Genomic DNA, 25551 nt, shown 5'->3' with positions numbered 1-25551 from the left:
GGGGTGGGGGGCGAGCGGCTCCGTGCCGCTCGCCCCTTCGGATCCGTGGGTCAGGCCGAGGTCTCCTGGATGCTGGCGCCGCCGGGCAGAGCCGCGACGATCGGCACCATGGAGGCGTCCAGGGGACCCTGGTACATGCGGACCTCGTCGACGGCACCCGAGAAGTGCTCCTTCGCCGCCGTCCCGGACAGTGTCCGGCCGACCTGAAGGCTCGTCGTGCTGAAGTTCCAGGTGTTGTCCCAGGCCGCCTTGGCGGCCACGTCACCGTTGACGTACAGGAGCGCCTCGCCGAAGACCGCGTTGTAGACCAGCGCGAGGTGGTCGCCGATCCCCATCGTGTTGGGCGCGGGGCCGTTGTCGAGGACCGTGGTGACCACCGGGGTGGCGGAGTCGCCGCCGGTCACGACGAGCTGCCAGCGGGCGTCTGCCGCGCTGTACCTCACCCTGATCGCACTGCTGTTGGCTCCCGTCAGGGACAGCACCGTCTGGTCCGTGGCCGCGTTCGCCGAGGTGAGCCGGGCACGGGCGGTCAGGGTGAAGCTGTCCTGCGCGGGCAGCGGTCCCTGGGGACGCGTCGCGTAGGCGCTGGTGCCGTTCAGGGCCAGATGTCCGTCACCTCGCAGAGGCGCGGCCGGCGGCGTGCACTCCGGGTCGGCCGCGGGGTCGCAGGACTCGTCCGGCACGTAGACGGCGGCACCGCCGCCGAGGGTCAGACCCGTGCCGCCCGCCGTCTCCGGGGAGACGCCGTTCGTCGCCTGGTCCATCTGCCAGTAGGCGAGCTGACTGGGCCGGATGCCCCCGAGGTCGTGCCCCTCGGTCGGGGGGATCACCCGGTCGTGGAGCTTGACGTCGGCGACGCTGCCCTTGAGGTGGTTGGTGTAACCGTCCAGGGAGATCTTGCGACCGATCTGCAGGGCCCCGGTGGCGTTCCACGTGGTGTGCCGGGCCTGGACGTCGTCGGCGACGAGGACGCCGTTGACGTACAGCATCATCTTGGCCAGTTCGGCGTCGTAGACACCGATGAGGTGCGTCCAGGTCTGGGGCACGGCCGCCGCACCGGAGACCTTCCACGTGCCGAGGGACTCGACGTCGCTGACCGGGATCCGGAAGGTCCACGACGCGCTGTCCACGTCGTAGCCCAGCTCGAAGCCGGGCTGCCCGGTGCCGTCCTGGCTGACGACGGTGACGTTCTCGGTGGGCAACGACGGGAGCATCACCCAGGCACCCACGGAGAAGCTGCCGCTGGTGTCGACCGCGGACGCGCCCGCGTCGAGGTAGGCGTTCTCGGTCCCGTCCAACGACGCCGCGGTGTCGGCGGAGCCCAGCGGTCCCTTGGCTCCGAAGGTCACTCCCGGTCCGGCCGTGGCGTCGGGCGCGCCACCGCTGCCCGCGGCCTTCGCGGCACCCTTGGGGTCACCGAGCGTCCACGCCGCGACCGGAGCCCGGCCGTCACTGACCAGGAAGGCATGACTGGTCCGCGTCCGCTGGTCGTTCCCCGCGCCGTCGACCGCGGTGACGTGCAGGTTGAACGGACCCTCGCTCGGCGGCATCCAGCGGATGGTCGCCGGACCGCCGGCCGATGAGGCGGCCACTGTTCTCGGCCTGGTGTCCGCCTGCGGGCCGGTGAAGTAGTACCTGTACTCCACCACGTCCGAGCTCGGTGAGTCCATGGTGAAGTTGCCGTAGTCACCCACGCCCACATGCCACTCTTCGTCGCTCGGGTACTCGGATGACGTGATGACGGCGGCCTTCGGCTGCTTGTCGTCGAAGATGAACTCGCAGCGGGTCTGGTCGCCGTCGGTGGACCACGGACCGGGCGACGCGTTGTCATGACCGCGGACCGCCCACGCGATCGTGGTGTTCAAGGGGAGGGAGAAGCCCGGCTCGCCATCGCCCGACACATCGCTGCCGACCCTGTACGTGAAGGCTTGCTGGCCGATCTGGTCATTGCCCGCGTCGATGGTGCCCTTCTTGACCGTCCTCGCGTAGTGGACCACCTCCGCACCGGAACTGTTCGTCCACCAGACCTTGAACTCGGCGTACACCTGCTCGGACGCGCCGGTGTCGCGGTGGTCGTAGTCCTTGATGACCGCGTTCAGGGTGGGCGCCTCGGTCACGTAGTGCTCGGTGGCCCGCCCGTACTCGCACGTGTCGCCGGGCGTCATGCTGAGGGCGTCCTGGTCCGGCTGCAGCGGCGGCCGGTTGTAGGTCACCGAGAGAAGCGCGTTCCCGCAGAACCGCTTCCAGTACGAGGTGTCGCTCTCGCTGCCCGCCCTGAGCCGGAAGGTGGTGGTGTCCCAGCCGCTGTCCGCGGCCTTCTGGACCGTACCCGTCACCCCGAAACGGACGTTCTGGTTGGTCGCCGTGCAGGATCCGGCCGGGTTCGTCGGCGACTTGGTGGCGATCGTGTCCTTCGAGGAGGGCTGGTTGGACCAGTTCGTGGACGAGTTGATGGCACTGGCGCCCGTGCTGTTGACACGGGCCAGCTGCACTTCACGCGCCGAGTCGCTGTAGGTGTGCACCATCGTCACGGCGAACTCGGCGCTGATGATGTCCTTGCCCTCGAAGCCGCCGGTCGGGATCGCGAAGAACTGCCGTTTGACGTCGGAACTGCTGGAACAGCGGTACGACACGTCGGACGGGCACCGGCCCACGCCCTCGTCGTCGTCGAACTTCCAGAACTCGGAAGACGAGTAGTACGAGGACACCATGGTCCAGCCGCTGCGGTTGGCGGTCTTGACGACGGGGTCGATGTAGACCGGATAGACGGTGTCCGCGTCGGTCAGCATCTCCTTGTCGGGAGTGAGGACCAGGGCGTCCGACGCAAGGTCCACGTCGACGTCGGCCACCTGAGCGCCGTCCGGCGGCGTCACCGCGTCCGCCTGCGCGTCTTCCGGCGAGGGGGACGGAGACGGTCCTGCGGCCGTCGTGTGGCTGGAGTCCCACATCACCGGCTGCGGCGCCTCGAAGACGACGCCGCCGGCCCCGCTGTCGGTGGCCGTCAGCCCTCCGTCGGCGGACTCCGTGAGCTCGAGCGACGAGCTGTCGACCGGCAGGTGAAGGTCGACGAGGTCGGGGTTGGCCGCCGCCTCGGCGTTCTTGACCACCAGCACGTGCGAGAAGCCCTCCGTGCTCGCGGTGACCTTGAGGTCGACCCCGGGCAGGACGCTTGCATAGGTGGCGGTGGAGCCGTCGACCTTCGGCTTGGGCAGCTTGCCCGGCCAGTCCAGGGCGAGCGTACGCCCGTCCTTCTCGATCGCGGCGAAGGTCGTGTCACCGCCGCCGGAGAAGGACATCGCGGTCACGGCGGCCTTCGGCGCGAAGGTGCCGTTCTTCTGCTCGACCAGTGTGGTGTCGACGTCCGTCCACCCGTCGTCCTTGCGGACTCGGACGGGCTGGACGTACTCGGTGCTGGTGAAGGTCCCGTCCGGGTTGGCGACGGTGGTGCTGCGCTCGTCGCGCAGGCTGAGCATCTCCACCGGCTCGTCGGACTTCGCGGCCTCGGCCTGGGCTTCGGCCGGGCTGAGCGCCGGGCTGCCGGTGCTCTGCTCGGTGACCGCCTCCGAGGCGGCCGCACGCTCGACAGCGGGCACGCCGCTCGCGCCGGACGCCAGCAAGGCCGCAAGCGCTGTGGCGACGGCAGTCGTACGGCGTTTGCCGGCCATGTAGGTCCTCACGGCGGTGCGCTTCCTTCTTCCCGTCCCGCTCATCCGACCGTTCCGAACGCCACGCCCTGATCGGGCAGCCCGCCGGTGCCCGGCAGGTAGGTGGTGGCGCCGGCAGTGGTCGTGCCGTCGACGTCCGTCCACGGCAGGACGTAGAGCACACCCTTGGAGGAGTCGGACGCCTTGCTGTACGGAACTCCGACGTAGAGGTTGCTGGAGCCCGAAGACAGGGCCAGGCCGTTGTAGTCGCGGGCGGTGGCGGTGCCGGGCAGCCCTGAGCCGCGGACGAGGATCTTGTCGGTCCAGCCGATGGCCGTGTCCAGTGGCCGCAGGACGCGGACGGCACCCGCGTCCTTGACCGAGGAGGTGTCCCGGCCCGGGACGCCGACCGCGAGGCGCACCGTCGCGGACGTCGTCACGACATTGGTGTCGGTGTTGGCGATCGTCACACGCTGTCCCATGAAGTCGCCGGCCGCCGGTGTTTCCCCGAGATCCGCGGCGTCGATCTCCGCCGTCTCCGTGTACGCGCCGGACGGCTGGACGCGGAACACCGCGGCACTGCCCGCGTCGGCCGTCGTGCCGACGTCCTCACCGGGGATGCCCACGGCCAGGAGTGCGTCCGAGTTGTACGTCTGTCCGCTGGGCCGGTAGTTCGTCATGGAGATCGACGTGCCGAAGCCGTCGTTCGCCTCGGCGACGCCGCTGGCACCGACGCTGTCCTGATCGAGTCCCAGGAGAGCGGTCGGCAGGCCAGCGGACAGCGTGTGGTTGAAGACGGTGACGCCCCCCGCGAATTTCGCGTCTCCGATGGCCTCACCTGGCGTACCCACCGCGAAGAAACGATTCGTCCCCGTCAGCGAGTAGCCGAAGCGGTCGTGCGCCTCGACGTTGCCGGGAACACCCGGGTCCTTCTGGCTCACCGGGACCTTGACCGAACCCTGCACGTACTCGACACAACCGGCGTCGGCGTACGTCTTCCCGTCCTCGGTGACGTTCTCTCCGGGCACGCCGACGACCAGGTAGGGAGACCCGCTCGCCGTACTGCCGGCCTTCACCGCGTATCCGAACCAGTCGTAGGCCTCGGTGGAGGTGACGGGGTCGAGCTCTCCCTGGGTGTAACCCACGATCCGCGAACCCGCGCCGATACCGGTCGGCGTCCCGTGGATCACGTAGACGGCTCCGGCATCCGCCAGCTGCGCGCCGTCCTTGGCCACGTCCTCGTACGGGGTGCCGACCACCAGGTCGGTGCAGCCGTCGCCGTCCGCGTCGTAGGTCGTGCGCGAGAAGCCGAAGTGATCACCGGCCTCCGCGGTGGCGGCCATGCCGCTGGTCGCCTGGGAGATCTCCGATACACCCTTGCCGCCGCCGAGCACCACGCGCACCAGGCCCGCGCCCTTGGCCCCGTTCACCGTGGCGTTCGGGTCGGCGATGACCGTGTCGGTCACCCCGTCGCCGTTGAAGTCACTCGACGTTCCCGCGGAACAGGTGGCGGCCGCGGCCTGTTGCGAAGCCAGCGGCACACCCCCTGCCGCCATCACAAAAGCGCTTGCCGATGCCGCGAGGACACCGGCAAGACGCGTACGCGTACGCACACCCCACCCCTTGGGCCGATTTGGCAGACTCTCCCCAGCCTGCTCTGTGTAAGTTGTAAAGGCAGACTAAATACGGGCCGAGTAAAGACTGTCAAGCCTCGAATGGAGCGCTGAATGTAGCCGACACTCACCCGAGAGGTGATGTGTGCCACCTTCTGCGGCGCAATGAATCGGAAGCAATCATTCCGCATTGAAACGGACATATCGCCAGCAGGATCGACGGCTGAAAACAGTCTTGCGCCACCCCTTCACCGAGTGGTCACCCTGCAGGTACGGGCGATTCATGTTATCTTCGCAGTCCTCATGGCACCGTTCCCCGAATAAGCGGCATTTCAAGGCTGAACAAAAGCCCGATTGCGGGCCCACGAAAAGCGGGGTGTGGGCCCCGCATTTCTGGGAGAGCACAACCATGACCGGCCCGACCGTTTCGGTGATCATCGCCGCTTACAACGCAATGCCTTATATAACGCGTTGCGTTCTTTCCGTCGCCGGACAGAGCATCGGACAGGAAGCGCTGGAAATCGTCGCGGTCGACGACGGCTCGACCGACGGGACCAGCGAGGAACTCGACCGGCTCGCAGGCCTCTATCCGAACCTTCTGCGGGTCATTCACCAAGACAATTCAGGTGGCCCTTCGGCCCCGCGCAACGCCGGTCTCGACCACGCGCGGGGAACGTTCGTCTTCTTCCTGGACGCCGACGACCACCTCGGGCCGGAGGCCCTGCAGCGCATGGTCGCCATGGCGGAGGACAACGGCACGGACATCGTGCTCGGCAAGATGGTGGGCGTCGGCGGCCGCGAGGCGCCGACCTCGATGTTCCGGCGCAACCAGCCGAAGACCGACGTGTTCTCGTCCCGCGTCTACTGGACGCTCAACCCCATGAAACTGTTCCGTCGCGCCTTGCTGGAACGGCTGGAACTCCGTTTCCCGACCGACCTGAAGATCGGCGAGGACCAACTGTTCGTGGCCCCGGCCTATCTGCACGCGACCGGGATCTCGGTCCTCGCGGACTACGACTGCCTGTTCTGGGTGGAGCGCGAGGACAGCGGAAACATCACCCTGCAGACCGGTGTCACCGAGCGCCGTCTGAAGTTCCTGCCCCGCATGGTCGACATGCTCCTGGAGCAGGTGCCGTCCGGACCGGGACGCGACCACCTGGCCCACCGCCATCTGACCGTCGACGTGCGGCAGGTTCTCGAGGGTCTGGTGCAGGAGCCTCGCCCCCGGCAGGAGAAGCTCCTGCGCCGCCTGGCCGAGATCATCGCCCCGCTCTGGCACGACGGATTGAACGACCGCCTGTCCGCGATGGCCCGCCTGCGCCTGCATCTCGTACGCCACGTCATGCTCGACGAGGTGCTGGAACTGATCCGGTTCGAGGACGAGCTGGCACGGAGCAAAGTCGCCACCCCGGTACTCCTCGACGGCGGCCGCGCCTACGCCCGCTACCCGTACCTGCGCGACCCCGCTCGCGCCATCCCCGACCGTTGCTACGACGTCACCGGCCAGTTGGGGGTCCGCCACCGTGTCACCCGCGCCGAACTGCGCGGCACCGCTCTGCATCTCACGGGGTTCGGCTATCTCCACCGGGTGGCGACCGAAGACGTGACCACCGGGCTCGTCCTGCGGGAGAGGGACGGCGGCTCGGAATACCGGATTCCCGTCAGACACACAGCGACGCCCGGTCTCGGCAAGGATGAGGACGAGGGGCGGTACGCCTACGGGAGGGCCGGGTTCGAGGCCGTCGTCGACCTCGGCACCGCTGCGGACGGTCACCCGCTCGGGGACGGGCTGTGGGACGTCTTCCTGGTGATCGGTGCGCAGGGACTCACACGCGAGGTACGGATCGGCCACAAGCGGGACGCCGACGTCTCGGGCAAGCCCGCGACCCACCTCGTCGACGTCGGCGGAGAACTGCGTGCCGTCACCCTCTACGCCACCAAGCCGCACGGCAACTTCACGCTGGACATCGGCGAGTGCAAGCACGAGGTGCTGCCGCAGCTCGGTCTCCACGGCGTGAACTGGGCACCGGACGCGCCGGCCACGCTGGAGTTCACGGGCCGCTGCACGCTCGCTGCCTTCCCGGACGGCCACCTCGCCGTCCATCTGGCGAACGAGCGAGGAGACACCGCTCGATTCCCCGCACACCCGGCCCCGGAAGCCGATCACGCCTTCGTCGTACGGGTGCCGGTCGCCGAGCTGCCGGCCGGAGTCTGGGCCGGAGAACTGCGCGTGGGGCCCTGGACCCTGCCCCTCCCCCAGCTGCCCGACGACCTCGCCCCGGCCAAGTGGCGCCGCCGCGGACTGCCTTGGTACGCGAAGCCGGCCGATGAACCGTCCGAGGCGTTCGGGCTCCAGGTCGCGCGGACCGACCTCGTCCGGGCCGTGACCCGTCGCCTCAAGGCCTAGGCCGACTCACCCTTCCACCGCTCCAGGAACACGACCGACACCACCGCCGCCCCGGCGTCCGGTCCCCTTCCGCAGGACCACAGCCGACCGGTAGCCGCAGGGTCACGAAGGCACCCACAGGAGCAGGGCCAGGACGGCTATGCCCTTTTTGTCCCTGGACTCCCCGACAGTGACGCCCTGTACCGCGACAGGGTGATCCTCGGCGAACCCCCGGCACCCCCCGCACCTCACGCCCCTGACGGAGCCGGCCGTACGCCCGGGCATGGCCCGGCCGTCGCCGGGGAAGTCTCCCCCGGACCCCCTCTGGACAAGATCTGAGGTTAGGCTAACCTAAGGCTGACTCAGCCAAGTGGCCCAACCGGTGCGCACGCAGTGGCTCCGTACGCATGAAAGCAGATCCACCCATGTCGAATGCCAGAACCGCCCGCTTCTCCCGTCGCGGACTCCTCGCCACCGGTGGCGCCCTCGGCCTCGGTGCCCTCGTGACCGCCTGCGGCAGCGACAGCAAGGACGGCGGTTCGGACTCGACGGCTTCCGCCAAGGCTTCCGGCCCCTGGACGTTCAAGGACGACCGGGGCACCACCGTCAAGCTCGACAAGGCCCCCGCGAACATCGTCGCCTTCACCGGCGTCGCCGCGGCCCTCTTCGACTACGGCGTCTCCGTCAAGGGCGTCTTCGGCCCGACCAAGACGCAGGACGGCAAGGCCGACGTCCAGGCCGGCGACATGGACGTCAGCAAGGTGACCGTCCTCGGCAACACCTGGGACCAGTTCAACGTCGAGAAGTACGCGACCCTGGCGCCGGACGTGCTGATCAGCACCATGTTCGACGACGCCGGCACCCTCTGGTACGTCCCCGAGGCGTCCAAGGAGAAGATCGCCAAGCTCGCCCCGAGCGTCGGCATCTCCGTCTACGACCGCCAGCTCACCGCGCCCCTGCAGCGCATGTGGGAGCTGGCCGAGTCGCTCGGCGCCGACATGACGGCCGCCAAGGTCACCGACGCCAAGAAGCGCTTCGAGGAGGCCTCCGCGCGGCTGCGCAAGGCCGCCAAGGCGAACCCCGACCTCAAGGTGATGGCCGGTTCCGCGAGCCAGGAACTGTTCTACGTCTCCGGCACCAACCTCTCCATCGACCTGGAGTACTTCAAGGCGCTCGGCGTGAACTTCATCGAGCCGCCGGAGAAGGCCAAGGCCGAGGGCGGCGGCTGGTACGAGTCCCTGAGCTGGGAGAACGTCGACAAGTACAAGGCCGACATCATCATGATGGACGACCGTTCCTCGACCATCCAGCCCGCCGACATCACCGAGGCGACCTGGAAGAAGCTGCCCGCCGTCAAGGCCGGCCAGGTCATCCCCCGCTCCCCCGAGCCGATCCTGTCCTACGACAAGTGCGTGCCGCTGGTCGAGAGCCTCGCCGAGGCCCTGGAGACGGCCAAGAAGGTCGGCTGACCCCCTCACCGGCCCCCTGACGACACATCAGGAGCACTCATGACGACGGCCGTAGCCGCCCCGTTCCGCTTCTTCTCCCTCCAGGTCGTGCGGACGAGGCGGCTCGGCCCGTCCCTGGCCCGGATCACCTTCGCCGGACCCGATCTGCACGCCTTCCACTCCGACGGGCGCGACCAGTCGCTGTCGCTGTTCCTGCCCCGTCCGGGGCAGCGCGAGCCGGTCGTGCCGCTGGAGCTCGGCGACGGCTGGTGGCAGGGCTGGCGGGAACTCCCGGACGACGTACGGGCCGTGATGCGCTCGTACACGCTGCGGGCCCTGCGGCGGGACCCCGACGAGATCGACATCGACTTCGTGCTGCACGGCGTGGAGCCGGGCGCCGCCACCGAGGCGGGCCCCGCCTCCCGGTGGGCCGCGCGGGCCGCGGCCGGGGACCGGGTGCTGCTGCTGGGTCCGGCGATCGCCGACAACCGGGCGATCCGCTTCCGCCCGCCCGAGGACACGGACCTGGTGGTGGTCTGGGGCGACGAGACGGCCGTGCCCGCCGCCTCGGCCATCGTCGAGTCGCTGCCGGCCGGCGTCCGCGCCCGGGTGTGGCTGGAGGTGCCGCACGCCGGGGACATCCAGGACCTGCCCACCGCGGCCGACGCCGAGATCACCTGGCTGGTGCGCGACGCGCACGGGCCGCACGGCACCCCGTCGGCCCTCGACGTCCTGCGCGCCGCCCGGCTGCCGGACGCCGAGCGGCCGTACGTCTGGATCGCGGGCGAGTCCGGCTGTATGAAGCGGCTGCGCCGGCACTTCGTGGGCGAGCGCGGGATCGACCGCCGCTCGGTCACGTTCGTCGGATACTGGCGCCAGGGGCTGACGGAGGAACAACTGCGGGCGCGCGGCGAGTAGGTGTGCGCTCCGGCGCCACGGCACCCGCGGCGCCGAGTGATCGCGATCACGGCAGGGGCCGGGTCTGGCGAGTCGAACTTAGGTTAGGCTAACCTAAGTTGAACTCGGGCTCGGCCCCGCTTCCGTCCCGCACCGGACCGTCCCCACCGGAGGACCCCCACATGCGCTCGCACCTGCTCAACGACACCACCGCGGAGCATTACCGCCGCTCCGTGACCGAAGGAGTCGAGCGGGTGGCCGCGAAACTCGCCACCACCGACCGGCCGTTCACCGGCGTCACGGTCGACGCCCTCGCTCCCCGCATCGACGAGATCGACCTCGACCAGCCGCTGCACGACACCACCGCGGTGCTCGACGAACTGGAGGACGTCTACCTCCGGGACGCGATCTACTTCCACCACCCCCGCTACCTCGCCCACCTCAACTGCCCGGTCGTCATCCCGGCCGTGCTCGGCGAGGCCGTGCTGTCCGCCGTCAACTCCTCCCTGGACACCTGGGACCAGTCGGCCGGCGGCACCCTCATCGAGCGGAAACTGATCGACTGGACGGCCGGCCGCATCGGCCTCGGCCCCGCCGCCGACGGCGTGTTCACCTCCGGCGGCACCCAGTCCAACCTCCAGGCCCTGCTGCTGGCCCGCGAGGAGGCCAAGACCGACGACCTGGCGAAACTGCGCATCTTCGCCTCCGAGGTCAGCCACTTCAGCGTGAAGAAGTCGGCGAAACTGCTCGGCCTCGGCCAGGACGCCGTCGTCTCGATCCCCGTCGACCACGACAAGCGCATGCAGACCGTCGCGCTCGCCCACGAGCTGGAGCGCTGCCACCAGGACGGCCTCGTCCCCATGGCCGTCGTCGCCACCGCCGGCACCACCGACTTCGGCTCCATCGACCCGCTGCCCGAGATCGCCGAGCTGTGCGAGCAGTTCGACGCCTGGATGCACGTCGACGCCGCCTACGGCTGCGGCCTGCTCGCCTCGCTGAAGTACCGCGGCCGCCTCACCGGCATCGAGCACGCCGACTCCGTCACCGTCGACTACCACAAGTCCTTCTTCCAGCCGGTGAGTTCCTCCGCCGTCCTGGTCAAGGACGCCGCGACGCTGCGGCACGCCACCTACCACGCCGAGTACCTCAATCCGCGCCGCATGGTGCAGGAACGTATCCCCAACCAGGTGGACAAGTCCCTGCAGACCACCCGCCGGTTCGACGCGCTCAAGCTGTGGATGACGCTGCGCGTGATGGGCGCCGACGGCATCGGCCAGCTCTTCGACGAGGTGTGCGACCTCGCGCAGGAGGGCTTCGAGCTGCTGGCCGCCGACCCGCGCTACGACGTCGTCGTCGAGCCGACCCTCTCCACCCTCGTCTTCCGCTACGTCCCGGCGACCGTCACCGACCCCGCCGAGATCGACCGGGCCAACCTGTACGCCCGCAAGGCCCTGTTCGCCTCCGGCGACGCCATCGTCGCCGGCACCAAGGTGGCCGGGCGCCACTACCTGAAGTTCACCCTGCTCAACCCCGAGACACAGGCGTCCGACATCGCCGCCGTCCTCGACCTGATCGCCGGCCACGCCGAGCAGTACCTGGGAGAATCCCTTGACCGCGCTTCCTGAAGCCGCCGTGCCCACCGACAAGACCCACGACTTCGTGGGGATCGGGCTCGGGCCCTTCAACCTGGGACTGGCCTGCCTGACCGAGCCCATCGCCGAACTGGACGGCGTGTTCCTGGAGTCGAAGCCCGACTTCGAGTGGCACGCCGGCATGTTCCTGGACGGTGCCCACCTCCAGACGCCGTTCATGTCGGACCTGGTCACCCTCGCCGACCCGACGTCCCCGTACTCCTTCCTCAACTACCTGAAGGAGAAGGGCCGGCTGTACTCGTTCTACATCCGCGAGAACTTCTACCCCCTGCGGGTCGAGTACGACGACTACTGCCGCTGGGCCGCCTCCAAGCTGAGCAGCATCCGCTTCCGCACGACCGTCACCGAGGTCACCTGGGACGAGGCCGCCGAGCTGTACACGGTGCGCACCGAGGCCGGTGACACCTACCGCGCCCGCCACCTGGTCCTGGGCACCGGCACCCCGCCGTACGTGCCCGAGGCCTGCCGGGACCTGGGCGGCGACTTCCTGCACAACTCCCGCTACCTCCAGCGCAAGGCGGAGCTCCAGCGCAAGAAGTCGATCACCCTGGTCGGCAGCGGCCAGTCCGCCGCCGAGATCTACTACGACCTGCTCAGCGAGATCGACGTCCACGGCTACCAGCTGAACTGGGTGACCCGCTCCCCGCGCTTCTTCCCACTGGAGTACACCAAGCTCACGCTGGAGATGACGTCGCCGGAGTACATCGACTACTACCACGCGCTGCCCGAGCGGACCCGCTACCGCCTCACCGCCGAGCAGAAGGGCCTGTTCAAGGGCATCGACGGCGACCTGATCAACGAGATCTTCGACCTGCTCTACCAGAAGAACCTCGGCGGCCCGGTCCCCACCCGCCTGCTCACCAACTCCGCGCTCACCGGCGCGGCGTGGGAGAACGGCACGTACCGGCTCGCCTTCCGCCAGGAGGAGCAGGAGAAGGACTTCGAGCTGACCAGCGAGGGCCTGATCCTGGCCACCGGCTACAAGTACGTCGAGCCCGAGTTCCTCGCGCCGGTCCGCGACCGGCTGCGCTACGACTCCCAGGGCAACTTCGACGTCGCCCGCAACTACGCCGTCGACGTCACCGGTCGGGGCGTGTTCCTGCAGAACGCCGGCGTCCACACCCACAGCATCACCAGCCCCGACCTGGGCATGGGCCCGTACCGGAACGCGTACATCATCCGCGAGCTGCTCGGCACCGAGTACTACCCGGTCGAGAAGACCATCGCCTTCCAGGAGTTCGCCGTATGAGCACCCCCACCATCGGCACCCTCGCCTTCCGTCCGCTCGACCCGCTGAAGGACGCGGAGCTGCTGCACGGCTGGGTCACGCACCCGAAGTCCGCGTTCTGGATGATGCAGGACGCGCGGCTCCAGGACGTCGAGCGCGCCTACATGGAGATCGCCGCCGACGAGCACCACCACGCCTACCTCGGGCTGCACGACGGCGAGCCGGCCTTCCTGATGGAGAAGTACGACCCCGCCCACCGCGAGCTGGTCGGCCTGTACGCGCCGGAGCCCGGCGACGTCGGCATGCACTTCCTGGTCGCGCCGACGGACCGGCCGATCCACGGGTTCACCAAAGCCGTCATCACCGCCGTCATGGCGTTCCTCTTCGAGGACCCGGCGACCCGGCGCGTGGTCGTCGAGCCGGACGTCGGCAACAAGGCGGTGCACGCCCTGAACGAGGCCGTCGGCTTCGTGGCGGAACGCGAGATCCAGAAGCCGGAGAAGAAGGCCCTGCTGAGCTTCTGCACCCGCGAGCAGTTCGAGAAGGCGGTGCGCGCATGACCCTCACCGACGCGGTCGTCCACCTCTCCCCCGAACGCTGGGAGCAGGCCAACCGCCTGCTGATCCGCAAGGCCCTCGCCGAGTTCGCGCACGAGCGCCTGATCACCCCGGAGCCGGACGGGGAGGAGTACGTCGTCCGCAGCGACGACGGCCTGACCCGCTACCGCTTCCGGGCCGTCCGCCGCGCCCTGGACCACTGGCAGGTGGACGCCGGCTCGATCACCCGGCACCGCGACGGCGCCGAACTGCCGCTGGCCGCGCTGGACTTCTTCATCGAGCTGAAGGGGTCCCTCGGCCTGAGCGACGAGATCCTGCCGGTCTACCTGGAGGAGATCTCCTCCACCCTCTCCGGCACCTGCTACAAGCTCACCAAACCGCAGGTGACCTCCGCCGAGCTGGCGCGGAGCGACTTCCAGGCCGTCGAGACCGGCATGACCGAGGGCCACCCCTGCTTCGTCGCCAACAACGGGCGGCTCGGCTTCGGCATCCACGAGTACCTGTCGTACGCGCCGGAGACCGCGAGCCCGGTCCGCCTGGTCTGGCTGGCCGCGCACCGCTCGCGGGCCGCCTTCACCGCCGGCGTGGGCATCGAGTACGAGTCGTTCGTCCGGCAGGAGCTGGGCGAGGACACGGTCGAGCGCTTCCACGGCGTGCTGCGCGAGCAGGGCCTGGACCCGGCGGACTACCTCCTCATCCCCGTCCACCCCTGGCAGTGGTGGAACAAGCTCACCGTCACCTTCGCCGCCGAGGTCGCCAGGAAGCACCTGGTCTGCCTGGGCGAGGGCGACGACGAGTACCTGGCGCAGCAGTCCATCCGGACGTTCTTCAACACCTCGCACCCCGAGAAGCACTACGTGAAGACGGCCCTGTCCGTCATCAACATGGGCTTCATGCGCGGGCTGTCGGCCGCCTACATGGAGGCCACCCCGGCGATCAACGACTGGCTGGCCCAGCTGATCGAGGGCGACCCGGTGCTGAAGGCGACCGGCCTGACGATCATCCGGGAGCGGGCGGCCGTCGGCTACCGGCACCTGGAGTACGAGAAGGCCACCGACCGGTACTCGCCGTACCGCAAGATGCTCGCCGCGCTGTGGCGGGAGAGCCCGGTGCCCTCGCTCCAGGAGGGCGAGACGCTGGCGACCATGGCCTCCCTGGTCCACGTGGACCACGAGGGCGCCTCCTTCGCGGGCGCGCTGATCGAGCGGTCGGGGCTCGCCCCGAAGGAGTGGCTGCGCCGCTACCTGCGGGCGTACTACACCCCGCTGCTGCACAGCTTCTACGCCTACGACCTGGTCTACATGCCGCACGGCGAGAACGTCATCCTGGTCCTGAAGGACGGGGTGGTGCGGCGGGCGATCTACAAGGACATCGCCGAGGAGATCGCGGTGATGGACCCGGACGCGGTGCTGCCGCCCGAGGTCGCGCGGATCCGCGTCGAGGTGCCGGAGGACAAGAAGCTCCTGTCCGTCTTCACGGACGTCTTCGACTGCTTCTTCCGCTTCCTGGCGGCCAACCTCGCCACCGAGGGGATCCTCGCCGAGGACGACTTCTGGGGCACGGTCGCGGAGGTCACCCGCGAGTACCAGGAGGCGACGCCGGAACTCGCCGACAAGTTCGCGCAGTACGACATGTTCGCCCCCGAGTTCGCGCTGTCCTGCCTCAACCGCCTCCAGCTGCGCAACAACAAGCAGATGGTGGACCTGGCGGACCCGTCCGGCGCGCTCCAGCTGGTCGGCACGCTGAAGAACCCGCTCGCAGGGCTGTAGGCCCCCGCAGACAGACGGGCACCCCGCAGTACGGTCCTGCGGGGTGCCCGTCCGGCGTTGCTCAGGCCGCCGGCCAGGGCACCTGCGGCGAGCGGTAGTAGCCGATCCCGAGGGCGTCCCAGCGCGGCCCCTGCGCGGCGAGCCGCACCCGGTAGTCCTCCCAGTCGTGGGTGGCGGCCGGCGACCAGCCGAGTTCGGCGACGCCGGGCAGCCGGGGGAAGGCCAGGTAGTCGACGTGGGCGGAGTTCTCGACGGTCTCCGTCCACAGCGGCGCCTCGACCCCGCGGACCGCCGAGGCGGGCACGTCCGGCAGGTAGGCGCCCGGGTCCCAGTCGTAGGACCGCCGCACCTCGACGTATCCCGCCCAGGACAGGCCGAGCGGGGTGTCCTCGGTGTACTTCATGTCGAGGTAGATCCGGTCGGCCGGGGACAGGATCAGTCCCGTGCCGCCCCGCGCGGCCCGCGCCACCTGCGCCTTCTCCTCGGCGCTCGTGCCGTCCAGGCCCCAGTACTGGGCGAGCGCGCCCTCGGCGGGGGCGGCGCCGGTGAGCTGGTGCCAGCCGACGACCGTCTTGCCGTACTTCGCCACGATCGGCTGCACCCGGTCCATGAACCGCACGTAGTCGGCGTGGCTGGTGGAGTGCGCCTCGTCGCCGCCGATGTGCAGGTGGCGGCCCGGGGTGAGCGCGGCGATCTCGCGGACGACGTCGTCGACGAAGTCGTAGGTGACCTCCTTGTCGACGCACAGCGAGCTGAAGCCGACCTCGGTGCCGGTGTAGAGCGGGGGTGCCACGCCGTCGCAGTTCAGCTCGGCGTAGGAGGCGAGGGCCGCGTGGGTGTGGCCCGGCATGTCGATCTCGGGGACGACCTCCAGGTGGCGGGAGGCGGCGTAGCGCACGATCTCCCGGTACTGGGCCTTGGTGTAGGAACCGCCGGGGCCGCCGCCCACCTCGGTGGAGCCGCCGTACGCGGCCAGGCGCGGCCAGGAGTCGACGGCGATGCGCCAGCCCTGGTCGTCGCTGAGGTGCAGGTGCAGCTTGTTGAACTTGTAGAGGGCGAGCCGGTCGACGTACCGCTTGACCTCCTCGACGGTGAGGAAGTGGCGGGCGACGTCGAGCATGGCGCCGCGCCAGCCGTAGCGCGGGGCGTCCTCGATCGTGCCGCCCGCGACGAGCCAGGGGCCGGGCTGCACGGAGTCCTTCTCCACGGCCGGGGGCAGGAGCTGGCGCAGGGTCTGCACGCCGTGGAAGAGCCCGGCCGGGGACCCGGCGCTGATCGTGAGGTGTCGGTGGCTGCTGTCCAGGCGGTAGCCCTCGGGTCCTGACACGCCCTTCGTGAGGCGGAGCCGGATGCCGCCGTCGCCGTGGGCGGTGACGGGCAGGCGGTAGCCGGTGGAGGGCCGCAGGAGGTCCGCGAGGTACTCGCCGACCCGGCGGGCCTCGCGGGAGCCGTCGACGCGGATGTGCGTGCCGCGCGTGATGCGGTACGGGGATCCGCCGGGGTGGACCGCGGCGGGGGCCGGGACGACCCGGTCCAGCGGGGTGGGGGCGGCCGCCCGGGCGGGGGCGGCCGCGGTGACGCCGGCGCCCGCCGCGACGAGCAGCAGGGAACCGAGAAGGCGCAGTGTTCTGTGGTGCTGTCTCACAAAACCGTTCCTTCCGTGAGCCGTTGAGCTCCAAGAGGTCTGGACCACTCTCTCGTGAGACTGATGGAACAATCCACCCCATGGCGGAAATCATCCAGCGGGACGGCACCTGGGTCTTCGACGGCGACACCCTGCGCCTGACGCCCGGACGGGACAAGAGCGTCAGCCTGCTCCGCAGGACCCTGGGCGAACTGACGATCCCGCTGCGGGCGTTGGCGGGCATCTCGTTCGAGCAGGGGAAGAAGGCCGGGCGGCTGCGGCTCCGGCTGCGGGACGGCGCCGACCCGCTGCTGCACGCGACCGGGGGCCGGCTCACCGAGCCCCACGACCCCTACCAGCTGATCGTCGAGTCCGACCGGTACGGCGTCGCCGAGTACTTCGCCGAGGAGGTCCGCGCCGCGCTGCTCCTGGACGAGGTGCCCTCCGGCCCGGTGGGCGAGTACCTGCTGCCGGGCCCCGCCGTGCCGCTGTCCTGCTCGGCCGGGGACGGCACGGCGAGCTTCGACGGGGAGCGGGTCCGCCTGGAGTGGAACTGGAAGACGGAGGACGCCAAGGCCGCCGCCGGCCCCCGCGTCCTGGCGCTGGCCGACATCAGCGCCGTGGAGTGGCACCCGGCCTCCGGCCTGGACAACGGCCACCTGCGCTTCACCGTGCGCACCGCCCCCACCGAGGCGCCGCCCAAGTACGACCCGAACGCGGTCGAGTTGTGGGGCTTCAAGAAGGACCCGCTGATGGCGCTGATCGCCGCCGCGGTGCAGGCCCGGCTGCCCCGTCCGGCCGCCCCGCGGGACGCGGTCCCGCCGGCGACCGGGGCGCCCGGCCGGACCGCCCCCGCCGGCGAGGACGACCACGACGCGCTGCTGCGCCGGCTGCGCGAGCTCGGCGAGCTGCACCGCACCGGGGTGCTCACGGACGAGGAGTTCACGCTGGCCAAGCAGGCGATCCTGAAACGGATGTAACAGGGCAATCCGGACCGTACGAAGTGACGTATGCCACGCTCCACAGCAATCTCCGCACCCTTTCAGGGACTTCACACAGCCGCCTGCCCGGAATCGGGCAGGATTCTTGCGAAACCGCGGCCGGTACCTCAGGATCTACCGGGTGCACGACGAACTCGTTGATCATCTGACGCGGTCCACGCCCCTCAACCGGGGCGAGGCGCTGCGCGTGGTCCAGGACGTGCTCGCCTACTTCGACGAGACGACCGAGGAGTACGTCCGTCGCCGCCACCGCGAGCTGCAGGCCCAGGGCCTGGTGAACGCGACGATCTTCGAGCGGATCGAGGCGGACCTGAAATACCGGGCGGTGGCACCTCCGGAGCTGACGCTCCGCCAGCTGCGCCGCATCGTCTACGGCTGAGGAATACACCTTTATGTGCGGAATCGTCGGATACATCGGGAAGCGTGACGTCGCTCCCCTGCTCCTGGAGGGCCTGCAGCGCCTGGAGTACCGCGGCTACGACTCCGCGGGCATCGTCGTCACCTCCCCGAAGGCGGCCGGCCTGAAGATGGTCAAGGCCAAGGGCCGGGTCCGCGACCTGGAGGCCAAGGTCCCGGCGCGCTTCAAGGGCACCACCGGCATAGCCCACACCCGCTGGGCCACCCACGGCGCCCCCTCCGACGTGAACGCCCACCCGCACCTGGACGCCGAGGGCAAGGTCGCCGTCGTCCACAACGGCATCATCGACAACGCCTCCGACCTGCGCCGCAAGCTGGAGGCGGACGGCGTCGAGTTCCTCTCCGAGACCGACACCGAGGTCCTCGTCCACCTCATCGCCCGCTCGCAGGCCGGGAAGCTGGAGGACAAGGTCCGCGAGACCCTCCGGCTCATCGAGGGCACGTACGGCATCGCCGTGCTGCACGCCGACTTCCCCGACCGCATCGTCGTCGCCCGCAACGGCTCCCCGGTCGTCCTCGGCATCGGCGAGAAGGAGATGTTCGTCGCCTCGGACATCGCCGCCCTGGTCGCCCACACCCGCCAGATCGTCACCCTCGACGACGGCGAGATGGCCACCCTCAAGGCCGACGACTTCCGCACGTACACCACCGAGGGCACCCGCACCACCGCCGAGCCCACCACCGTCGAGTGGGAGGCCGCCTCCTACGACATGGGCGGCCACGACACCTACATGCACAAGGAGATCCACGAGCAGGCCGACGCCGTGGACCGCGTGCTGCGCGGCCGCATCGACGACCGCTTCTCCACCGTGCACCTCGGCGGCCTCAACCTGGACGCCCGCGAGGCGCGCCGGATCCGCCGCGTGAAGATCCTCGGCTGCGGCACCTCGTACCACGCGGGCATGATCGGCGCCCAGATGATCGAGGAGCTGGCCCGCATCCCCGCCGACGCCGAGCCGGCCTCCGAGTTCCGCTACCGCAACGCGGTCGTGGACCCCGACACCCTCTACATCGCGGTCTCGCAGTCCGGTGAGACGTACGACGTGCTGGCGGCCGTGCAGGAGCTCAAGCGCAAGGGCGCCCGGGTGCTGGGCGTCGTCAACGTGGTCGGCTCCGCGATCGCCCGCGAGGCGGACGGCGGCGTCTACGTCCACGCCGGCCCGGAGGTCTGCGTGGTCTCCACCAAGTGCTTCACCAACACCACGGTCGCCTTCGCCCTGCTCGCCCTGCACCTGGGCCGCACCCGCGACCTGTCCGTGCGGGACGGCAAGCGGATCATCGAGGGCCTGCGCAAGCTGCCGGGTCAGATCGCCGAGATCATGGAGCAGGAGGAGGAGATCAAGAAGCTGGCCCTGCAGTACGCCGAGGCCCGCTCCATGCTCTTCATCGGCCGCGTGCGGGGCTACCCGGTGGCCCGCGAGGCCTCCCTGAAGCTGAAGGAGGTCTCGTACATCCACGCCGAGGCCTACCCGGCCTCCGAGCTCAAGCACGGCCCGCTGGCGCTGATCGAGCCCGCCCTGCCCACGGTCGCCATCGTCCCCGACGACGACCTGCTGGAGAAGAACCGGGCGGCCATGGAGGAGATCAAGGCCCGCCAGGGCCAGATCCTCGCCGTCGCCCACCAGGCGCAGGAGAAGGCCGACCACACCATCGTCGTCCCGAAGAACGAGGACGAGCTGGACCCGATCCTCATGGGCATCCCGCTCCAGCTCCTCGCCTACCACACGGCCCTGGCCCTGGGCCGGGACATCGACAAGCCCCGCAACCTGGCCAAGTCGGTGACGGTGGAGTAGCGGACCGGCGGGGGACGCGGGGCGCCGCGCACCGGGCCCCCGCACCCGCACCCGCACCCGCACGGGCGGAACAAGCGAACGGACCCCCGCGTGTCGCCACCGGACACGGGGGGTCCGCTCGTGTCGCCGGGGCCGCCCGCCCCCGGCACGGCTGCCGATCAACCGGTGGCCGTCACTCCCCGGCCGGCAGCACGTCGAGGGAGGGCCACCGGCCCACGGCCGGGAGCAGCAGGGCGGCGATGGTGGTAGTGGTGGCGCTTCCCGCGGAGACGTCGTCGTCCGCGGCGGGCTCCCCTCGTGCGGGCGCGGTCGTGCGGTGACCGGTACCTGCCCTTCACACCGGCACGAACACCTCTGCGCGCCGGCGGATCGGCGCGCCACCAAGGGAGTTGGGGGTGCCCGGGTCTCATCCCGCCCGGGAGGGAGGCCCGTTACGGGATGACGACGACGGGGCGCTTGGCCCGCTTGGCGAGCCGCCCGGCGACGGAGCCGAAGATCCGGCCGACGATGCCGTGGGTGGATCCGACGACGATCGCGTCGGCCTCGTACTCCCGCCCCACCTCTTCGAGTTCGTGGCAGATGTCCCCGCCGCGCTCGACCAGGATCCAGGGCACCTCGGCGAGGTAGTCCGCACAGGCGAGCTCCAGCCCCAGCACCTCGGTGCGGTGGTCCGGGACGTCGACGAAGACCGGCGGTTCGCAGCCCGCCCACACGGTGGTGGGCAGCCGGTTGGCGACGTGCACGATGATCAGGCCCGCACGGGAGCGCATCGCCATGCCGATCGCGTACGCGAGGGCGCGTTCGCTGGAGGTGGAGCCGTCGAAGCCGACGACGACGCCGTGCTTGAAGGCGGGGTCGCACGCGTGGCGTGGCTCTTCCGCCGCCAGGGGATCGGCCGCCGTGGGGTCGGCGACCGGCCGCTTGCGGTCCGCGGGTTCGGAGAATTCGTGACCGGCCATGGCTGTCTCGGCGTTGTGATCCTTGTCGGGTGGGGACGACCGGGTGCGGCGGAGCTGTGTCCGGGAATCATCTTCCCAACCCCATACCCTCAAGGGTACGGCGGCACGCCTCCTTCGCCCAGGGCCCGCGCACGCTGGGCACGGGTTCCCCGGAGCATGCACGAGGGGACGCCCGTAACGCAATGGTTGCTGCGCTGTACAGGCGGTTTGCACGGGATTCACTTACCCGTGGGGGTGAGGCGCCGACCAGCGGTTGCACAGTGACCGACGGCCCGGCCGCGCGTTGAACCCCGTGAGCCACGCCACAGGGAGCACGCATGCCCGGACCCCGCCCCACCCCCGAGGCCGACCGCGCGGTCCCGCCGTCCCGGGACACCGCGGCCGACGTGGTCCGCTGGGCGGTCTTCAGCTGCCTGCTCGTACCGGTCGTCCTGCTCTGGTGCGGCACCTCCCTGGCGGGCACCGCCGGCACGGCCGCCGGGCTCGCCGCCGTCACGGGCGCGTGCCGCCTGCTGCTGCGCCGGTCCGAGCGCGGCGCGGCCCGGCTGCGCGCCGAGGAGCACCCGCACCACCGGGGCCGGCACCAGCGCACCGGGAGCGGGGCGCACCGGGGCGGGCGGCACGGCGGAGGCGATACACCGGTCGGTTGACCGGTTTCCGCGCACGCGCCCGCATCTTTTCAGCCAACTTCTGAAACCCGTGCATCCCCCACCCCGAGTACCCCCCAACCCCCGTTCCACCTGCACGGAAAGGGCCTCGGAGGGCCTGCGCACCCTACGGGGATTGGCCACCGCGACGAGGCGCACTTCCCTGCACCCTCCCCGAGCGCAACGCTTCGTGATCGAATGCTTCACGCCAAGTTGCCAAGTCGACAATGAGCCGGGTAGCGAACCGGCCACTGCGGCACGAGGCGACACAGTAGATTCGATCTTGACTGTCTACGGCGGGGGACTCGTGCAGGACCGAGGGGAAACGTGCAGGAACGACGCAACCGAGGAGCCGCGACCACCGAGGGGGGCTTAGCAGTATGAGCCACGACTCCACTGCCGCGCCGGAAGGCGCAGTCCGGAAACTCTCCGGGCGACGCCGCAAGGAGATCGTCGCGGTGCTGCTGTTCAGCGGCGGCCCCATCTTCGAGAGTTCCATACCGCTGTCGGTGTTCGGGATTGACCGCCAGGACGCCGGCGTGCCGCGCTACCGCCTGTTGGTGTGTGCCGGCGAGGAAGGCCCGCTGCGGACCACAGGGGGCCTGGAACTCACCGCACCACATGGCCTGGAGGCGATCTCGCGGGCGGGCACGGTCGTCGTGCCGGCCTGGCGCTCGATCACTTCGCCACCGCCGGAGGAGGCGCTCGACGCGTTGCGCCGGGCCCACGAGGAGGGCGCCCGCATCGTCGGGCTGTGCACGGGCGCCTTCGTCCTCGCGGCGGCGGGCCTGCTGGACGGCCGCCCCGCGACCACACACTGGATGTACGCGCCGACGCTGGCCAAGCGCTACCCGTCGGTGCACGTCGATCCACGGGAGCTCTTCGTGGACGACGGGGACGTGCTGACGTCGGCGGGCACGGCGGCCGGCATCGACCTGTGCCTGCACATCGTGCGCACGGACCACGGCAACGAGGCGGCAGGGGCCCTGGCCCGCCGTCTGGTGGTGCCGCCGCGCCGGTCGGGAGGCCAGGAGCGCTACCTCGACCGGTCTTTACCGGAGGAGATCGGCGCCGACCCGCTCGCCGAGGTCGTCGCCTGGGCGCTGGAGCACCTCCACGAGCAGTTCGACGTGGAGACGCTGGCGGCGCGCGCGTACATGAGCCGTCGTACGTTCGACCGCCGGTTCCGCTCGCTCACCGGGAGCGCGCCGCTGCAGTGGCTGATCACGCAGCGGGTGCTCCAGGCGCAGCGGCTGCTGGAGACGTCGGACTACTCGGTGGACGAGGTCGCGGGCCGCTGCGGCTTCCGGTCGCCGGTGGCGCTGCGCGGGCACTTCCGCCGCCAGCTCGGCTCGTCGCCGGCCGCGTACCGGGCGGCCTACCGCGCCCGGCGCCCGCAGGGCGAGCGTCCCCAGGACACCGACGGCTCCGCCCTGCCCGGCTCCGGACCGGCCGGTACGCCGGGCCAGCCGGGCCTCGGGCAGCCGCTCCACGCGGGCCAGCCGTCCCTGGCCCCGCACCCGGAGAGCCCCGTCCCGCTCCAGTCCCGCCGCGCGGCGGCCGCGAGCGCGGTCGGCCCGTCGTCCCTGTCGGCGCCGGCCGCGTCCGACCACGGCCGTGAGGCGTACGCGGGGAGCCGGGCGAGTCTGCCGGGGCAGCGCAGCGCGCCCTGAGGACACCGGGCCGGGCCGGTGAGGAGAGCCTCCTCGCCGGCCCGGTGCCGTGCGCGCCCGCCGGGTCGCCGCACGGCCCGCTCCCCTCGCACACCCGCGCCGTATGGTGAGACACATGAACGATCGCATGGTGTGGATCGACTGCGAGATGACCGGCCTCTCGCTGTCGGACGACGCGCTCATCGAAGTGGCCGCCCTCGTCACCGACTCGGAGCTGAACGTGCTCGGGGAGGGCGTGGACATCGTCATCCGCCCGCCGGAGCGGGCGCTGGAGACGATGCCGGAGGTGGTGCGCCAGATGCACACCGCGTCCGGGCTGCTCGCGGAGCTCCCGAACGGCACGACCCTGAAGGACGCCGAGGAGCAGGTCCTGGCGTACGTCAGGGAGTACGTCAAGGAACCCGGCAAGGCGCCGCTGTGCGGCAACTCGGTCGGCACGGACCGCGGCTTCCTGCTGCGCGACATGCCGACGCTGGAGGACTACCTCCACTACCGGATCGTCGACGTCTCGTCGATCAAGGAGCTGGCCCGCCGCTGGTACCCGCGGGCGTACTTCAACAGCCCTCCGAAGAACGGCAACCACCGGGCCCTCGCCGACATCCGGGAGTCCATCGCGGAGCTGCGCTACTACCGCGAGGCCGTCTTCGTCCCGCAGCCCGGCCCCGACTCCGACACGGCCAAGGCGATCGCCGCGAAGCACGTCCTGCCTGCTCAGCCGGCCTGACGGGGCCCGCCGGAGGGGCGCCGCGAAACGCGGGCGCGAGCACCCCTTCGGACCCTGTACACTTTTTCTCGGCCGGTCAGGGAAGCGACTGATTCCCCAGCCGGTCATGGTGGGTGTAGCTCAGCTGGTAGAGCACCTGGTTGTGGTCCAGGATGCCGCGGGTTCGAGTCCCGTCACTCACCCTGAACGAATCAGCCGGTGGCCTTCGGGCCACCGGCTGATTCGTTTGCCCGGCCGGGGCAGGCCGGGCCCTGGCCGCGTCGAGGACGGGGCCCGTCGCTCGGGGAGGACGGCGCGGCGAGGACGCGCGGGACGCGGTCCCTCAGGACGACGCCCGCTCCACCAGTTCCGTGGCCAGCACCACCTGGCGTCGTTCCAGGCCGCGCGAGGCCGGCGGGCGGCGGTCGGCGATCTCGCTGAGGAGGAGGTCGATCATGCGGCGGCCCATCTCCTCGATGGGCTGGCGGACGCTGGTGAGCGGCGGCTCCATGTGGCGGGCGATGGCGGAGTCGTCGTAGCCGACCAGCGCCACGTCGTCGGGGATGCGGCGGCCCGCCTCGCGCAGCACCTGGCGGGCGCCGGCCGCGGTCACGTCGGAGGCGGCGAAGACGGCGTCCAGGTCGGGCCGGCGCTCCAGCAGGGCCGCCATCCCCCGGCGGCCGCCCTCCTCCGTGAAGTCGCCCGCCTCGATGAGCAGTTCGTCCGGCGCGTGGCCCGCGTCGCGCAGGGCGTCGCGGTAGCCGTCGATGCGCCGCTGGGCGCCGTACACGTCCAGGCGCCCGGTGATGTGGGCTATGCGGCCGCGGCCGCGGGCCAGCAGGTGTTCGACGGCCTGGCGGGCGCCGCCGTAGTTGTCGGAGTCCACCGAGGTCAGGGTCTCCGCGGCCGACCTCGGGCCGCTGATCACCGCCGGGATCTCCAGCTGCGAGAGCAGGTCGGGCAGCGGGTCGTCGGCGTGCGTCGAGACCAGCAGCACACCGTCCACCCGGTGGGCGGCCAGGTACTGGGCCAGCCGGCGCCGCTCCCGGTCGTTGCCCGCGAAGATCAGCAGCAGCTGCATCTCCGTCTCCGACAACTCGGCCCCGACACCCTTCAGCATGTCCGAGAAGTACGGTTCCGCGAAGAACCGGGTCTCGGGCTCGGGGACGACCAGGGCGATGGCGTCCGTGCGGTTGGCCGCCAGGGCGCGGGCCGCGGTGTTCGGGACGTAGCCGAGTTCCGCCACGGCCGCCTCGACGGCCGCGCGGGTCGCGTCGCTGACCCGGGGAGAGCCGTTGATCACCCGGGAGACGGTGCCCCGACCGACGCCGGCGCGCGCCGCCACCTCCTCGAGGGTGGGCCGGCCCCCGCTCCGGCCCCGCGCTCCGTGGCTTGCCATGGGCTCCGCCTTCCGTCGTGTGTCACGCTGGCCTGGAATCTAACAGCCCCGTCAGGGGTGGTGACCGTCCCCGGGAGTCATCGGCGTCCAGGCCTCCGCTTCGGCCCCGACGGGACCGTTCCCGGGCACCGGACCGGCTGA

Annotated in this window: 18 protein-coding genes and 1 tRNA gene; 14 read left to right on the top strand and 5 right to left on the bottom strand. The window is 70.6% G+C overall.

Annotation, left to right across the window (positions count from 1 at the left end; genetic code table 11):
• Positions 1 to 50 precede the first annotated feature (50 nt).
• Both ACIF8T_RS00750 and ACIF8T_RS00745 read right to left on the bottom strand, forming a co-directional pair.
• A complete protein-coding gene (locus ACIF8T_RS00750; protein ID WP_400029708.1) occupies positions 51 to 3677 on the bottom strand; it encodes a LamG-like jellyroll fold domain-containing protein in 3627 nt (1208 codons plus the stop codon).
• 29 nt (positions 3678 to 3706) lie between these two features.
• A complete protein-coding gene (locus tag ACIF8T_RS00745) occupies positions 3707 to 5110 on the bottom strand; it encodes an integrin alpha (protein WP_400029706.1) in 1404 nt (467 codons plus the stop codon).
• Between the two features lie 556 nt (positions 5111 to 5666).
• Here ACIF8T_RS00745 and ACIF8T_RS00740 point away from each other — a divergent pair.
• The 7 genes from ACIF8T_RS00740 (at position 5667) to ACIF8T_RS00710 (ending at position 15194) form a co-directional block, all read left to right on the top strand.
• Entirely contained in the window at positions 5667 to 7664 is a 1998-nt protein-coding gene (locus ACIF8T_RS00740; protein ID WP_400029704.1) for a glycosyltransferase, read from the top strand.
• Positions 7665 to 8068: 404 nt separating this feature from the next.
• A complete protein-coding gene (locus ACIF8T_RS00735; RefSeq protein ID WP_400029702.1) occupies positions 8069 to 9112 on the top strand; it encodes an ABC transporter substrate-binding protein in 1044 nt (347 codons plus the stop codon).
• A 39-nt stretch (positions 9113 to 9151) separates the two neighbouring features.
• Positions 9152 to 10009, top strand: coding sequence for a siderophore-interacting protein (locus tag ACIF8T_RS00730; RefSeq protein ID WP_400029700.1), 858 nt, complete (start codon positions 9152 to 9154; stop codon positions 10007 to 10009).
• 161 nt (positions 10010 to 10170) lie between these two features.
• Positions 10171 to 11613: a lysine decarboxylase DesA gene (desA, locus tag ACIF8T_RS00725; RefSeq protein ID WP_400029698.1), complete on the top strand. Its 1443-nt coding sequence runs from the start codon at positions 10171 to 10173 to the stop codon at positions 11611 to 11613.
• Complete coding sequence (locus tag ACIF8T_RS00720; protein WP_400029696.1) at positions 11597 to 12889, top strand: lysine N(6)-hydroxylase/L-ornithine N(5)-oxygenase family protein; 1293 nt, start codon at positions 11597 to 11599, stop codon at positions 12887 to 12889. The genes desA and ACIF8T_RS00720 overlap by 17 nt, the downstream gene beginning before the upstream one ends.
• Positions 12886 to 13428: a GNAT family N-acetyltransferase gene (locus ACIF8T_RS00715; protein ID WP_400029694.1), complete on the top strand. Its 543-nt coding sequence runs from the start codon at positions 12886 to 12888 to the stop codon at positions 13426 to 13428. Before ACIF8T_RS00720 ends, ACIF8T_RS00715 begins: the two co-directional genes overlap by 4 nt.
• Positions 13425 to 15194 (top strand): IucA/IucC family protein, encoded by a 1770-nt coding sequence (locus tag ACIF8T_RS00710; protein WP_400029692.1) that lies wholly within the window; start codon positions 13425 to 13427, stop codon positions 15192 to 15194. Before ACIF8T_RS00715 ends, ACIF8T_RS00710 begins: the two co-directional genes overlap by 4 nt.
• 61 nt (positions 15195 to 15255) lie before the next feature.
• On the opposite strand, the gene ACIF8T_RS00705 is transcribed toward ACIF8T_RS00710, so the two are convergent.
• Positions 15256 to 16839, bottom strand: a complete 1584-nt coding sequence (locus ACIF8T_RS00705) for a beta-N-acetylhexosaminidase (RefSeq protein WP_400029690.1) — start codon at positions 16837 to 16839, stop codon at positions 15256 to 15258.
• An 80-nt stretch (positions 16840 to 16919) separates the two neighbouring features.
• Here ACIF8T_RS00705 and ACIF8T_RS00700 point away from each other — a divergent pair, with 80 nt between their 5' ends.
• From ACIF8T_RS00700 to glmS, 3 genes are all read left to right on the top strand, one after another.
• Complete coding sequence (locus ACIF8T_RS00700) at positions 16920 to 17798, top strand: DUF4429 domain-containing protein (RefSeq protein WP_400029688.1); 879 nt, start codon at positions 16920 to 16922, stop codon at positions 17796 to 17798.
• 142 nt (positions 17799 to 17940) lie between these two features.
• Positions 17941 to 18198 (top strand): hypothetical protein, encoded by a 258-nt coding sequence (locus tag ACIF8T_RS00695; protein ID WP_266413732.1) that lies wholly within the window; start codon positions 17941 to 17943, stop codon positions 18196 to 18198.
• Positions 18199 to 18211: 13 nt separating this feature from the next.
• Positions 18212 to 20029, top strand: coding sequence for a glutamine--fructose-6-phosphate transaminase (isomerizing) (gene glmS / locus ACIF8T_RS00690; protein ID WP_400029686.1), 1818 nt, complete (start codon positions 18212 to 18214; stop codon positions 20027 to 20029).
• 431 nt (positions 20030 to 20460) lie between these two features.
• Here glmS and ACIF8T_RS00685 read toward each other — a convergent pair whose 3' ends face one another.
• Positions 20461 to 20988 (bottom strand): universal stress protein, encoded by a 528-nt coding sequence (locus ACIF8T_RS00685; protein WP_400029684.1) that lies wholly within the window; start codon positions 20986 to 20988, stop codon positions 20461 to 20463.
• Positions 20989 to 21305: 317 nt separating this feature from the next.
• On the opposite strand from ACIF8T_RS00685, the gene ACIF8T_RS00680 reads away from it, so the two are divergent.
• The 4 genes from ACIF8T_RS00680 to ACIF8T_RS00665 all read left to right on the top strand — a co-directional run bounded on the left by ACIF8T_RS00680 (position 21306) and on the right by ACIF8T_RS00665 (position 24214).
• Positions 21306 to 21638, top strand: a complete 333-nt coding sequence (locus ACIF8T_RS00680; RefSeq protein ID WP_400029682.1) for a hypothetical protein — start codon at positions 21306 to 21308, stop codon at positions 21636 to 21638.
• Between the two features lie 377 nt (positions 21639 to 22015).
• Positions 22016 to 23308: a helix-turn-helix domain-containing protein gene (locus ACIF8T_RS00675; protein ID WP_400029680.1), complete on the top strand. Its 1293-nt coding sequence runs from the start codon at positions 22016 to 22018 to the stop codon at positions 23306 to 23308.
• Positions 23309 to 23423: 115 nt separating this feature from the next.
• Entirely contained in the window at positions 23424 to 24032 is a 609-nt protein-coding gene (orn, locus tag ACIF8T_RS00670; RefSeq protein ID WP_400029678.1) for an oligoribonuclease, read from the top strand.
• A gap of 109 nt (positions 24033 to 24141) precedes the next feature.
• Positions 24142 to 24214: transfer RNA gene (locus tag ACIF8T_RS00665), tRNA-His, on the top strand.
• 140 nt (positions 24215 to 24354) lie between these two features.
• On the opposite strand, the gene ACIF8T_RS00660 is transcribed toward ACIF8T_RS00665, so the two are convergent.
• Positions 24355 to 25410, bottom strand: coding sequence for a LacI family DNA-binding transcriptional regulator (locus tag ACIF8T_RS00660; protein ID WP_400029676.1), 1056 nt, complete (start codon positions 25408 to 25410; stop codon positions 24355 to 24357).
• Between the last annotated feature and the right edge of the window lie 141 nt (positions 25411 to 25551).

Origin of the sequence: Streptomyces sp. NPDC085946, from assembly GCF_044540485.1 — a bacterium.
In the GTDB taxonomy this organism is placed as follows: Bacteria; Actinomycetota; Actinomycetes; order Streptomycetales; family Streptomycetaceae; genus Streptomyces.
Note: the sequence above shows the minus strand (reverse complement) of the source record. Positions and strands in the feature narration are given on the sequence as shown.

Bases quoted from the DNA above. Each gene is read 5' to 3' on its own strand.
- ACIF8T_RS00700 (WP_400029688.1), top strand. From the start codon at position 16,920: ATGGCGGAAATCATCCAGCGGGACGGCACCTGGGTCTTCGACGGCGAC.
- orn (WP_400029678.1), top strand. From the start codon at position 23,424: ATGAACGATCGCATGGTGTGGATCGACTGCGAGATGACCGGCCTCTCG.
- ACIF8T_RS00685 (WP_400029684.1), bottom strand. From the start codon at position 20,988: ATGGCCGGTCACGAATTCTCCGAACCCGCGGACCGCAAGCGGCCGGTC.
- desA (WP_400029698.1), top strand. From the start codon at position 10,171: ATGCGCTCGCACCTGCTCAACGACACCACCGCGGAGCATTACCGCCGC.
- glmS (WP_400029686.1), top strand. From the start codon at position 18,212: ATGTGCGGAATCGTCGGATACATCGGGAAGCGTGACGTCGCTCCCCTG.
- ACIF8T_RS00715 (WP_400029694.1), top strand. From the start codon at position 12,886: ATGAGCACCCCCACCATCGGCACCCTCGCCTTCCGTCCGCTCGACCCG.
- ACIF8T_RS00660 (WP_400029676.1), bottom strand. From the start codon at position 25,410: ATGGCAAGCCACGGAGCGCGGGGCCGGAGCGGGGGCCGGCCCACCCTC.
- ACIF8T_RS00710 (WP_400029692.1), top strand. From the start codon at position 13,425: ATGACCCTCACCGACGCGGTCGTCCACCTCTCCCCCGAACGCTGGGAG.
- ACIF8T_RS00735 (WP_400029702.1), top strand. From the start codon at position 8,069: ATGTCGAATGCCAGAACCGCCCGCTTCTCCCGTCGCGGACTCCTCGCC.
- ACIF8T_RS00730 (WP_400029700.1), top strand. From the start codon at position 9,152: ATGACGACGGCCGTAGCCGCCCCGTTCCGCTTCTTCTCCCTCCAGGTC.
- ACIF8T_RS00675 (WP_400029680.1), top strand. From the start codon at position 22,016: ATGAGCCACGACTCCACTGCCGCGCCGGAAGGCGCAGTCCGGAAACTC.
- ACIF8T_RS00740 (WP_400029704.1), top strand. From the start codon at position 5,667: ATGACCGGCCCGACCGTTTCGGTGATCATCGCCGCTTACAACGCAATG.
- ACIF8T_RS00680 (WP_400029682.1), top strand. From the start codon at position 21,306: ATGCCCGGACCCCGCCCCACCCCCGAGGCCGACCGCGCGGTCCCGCCG.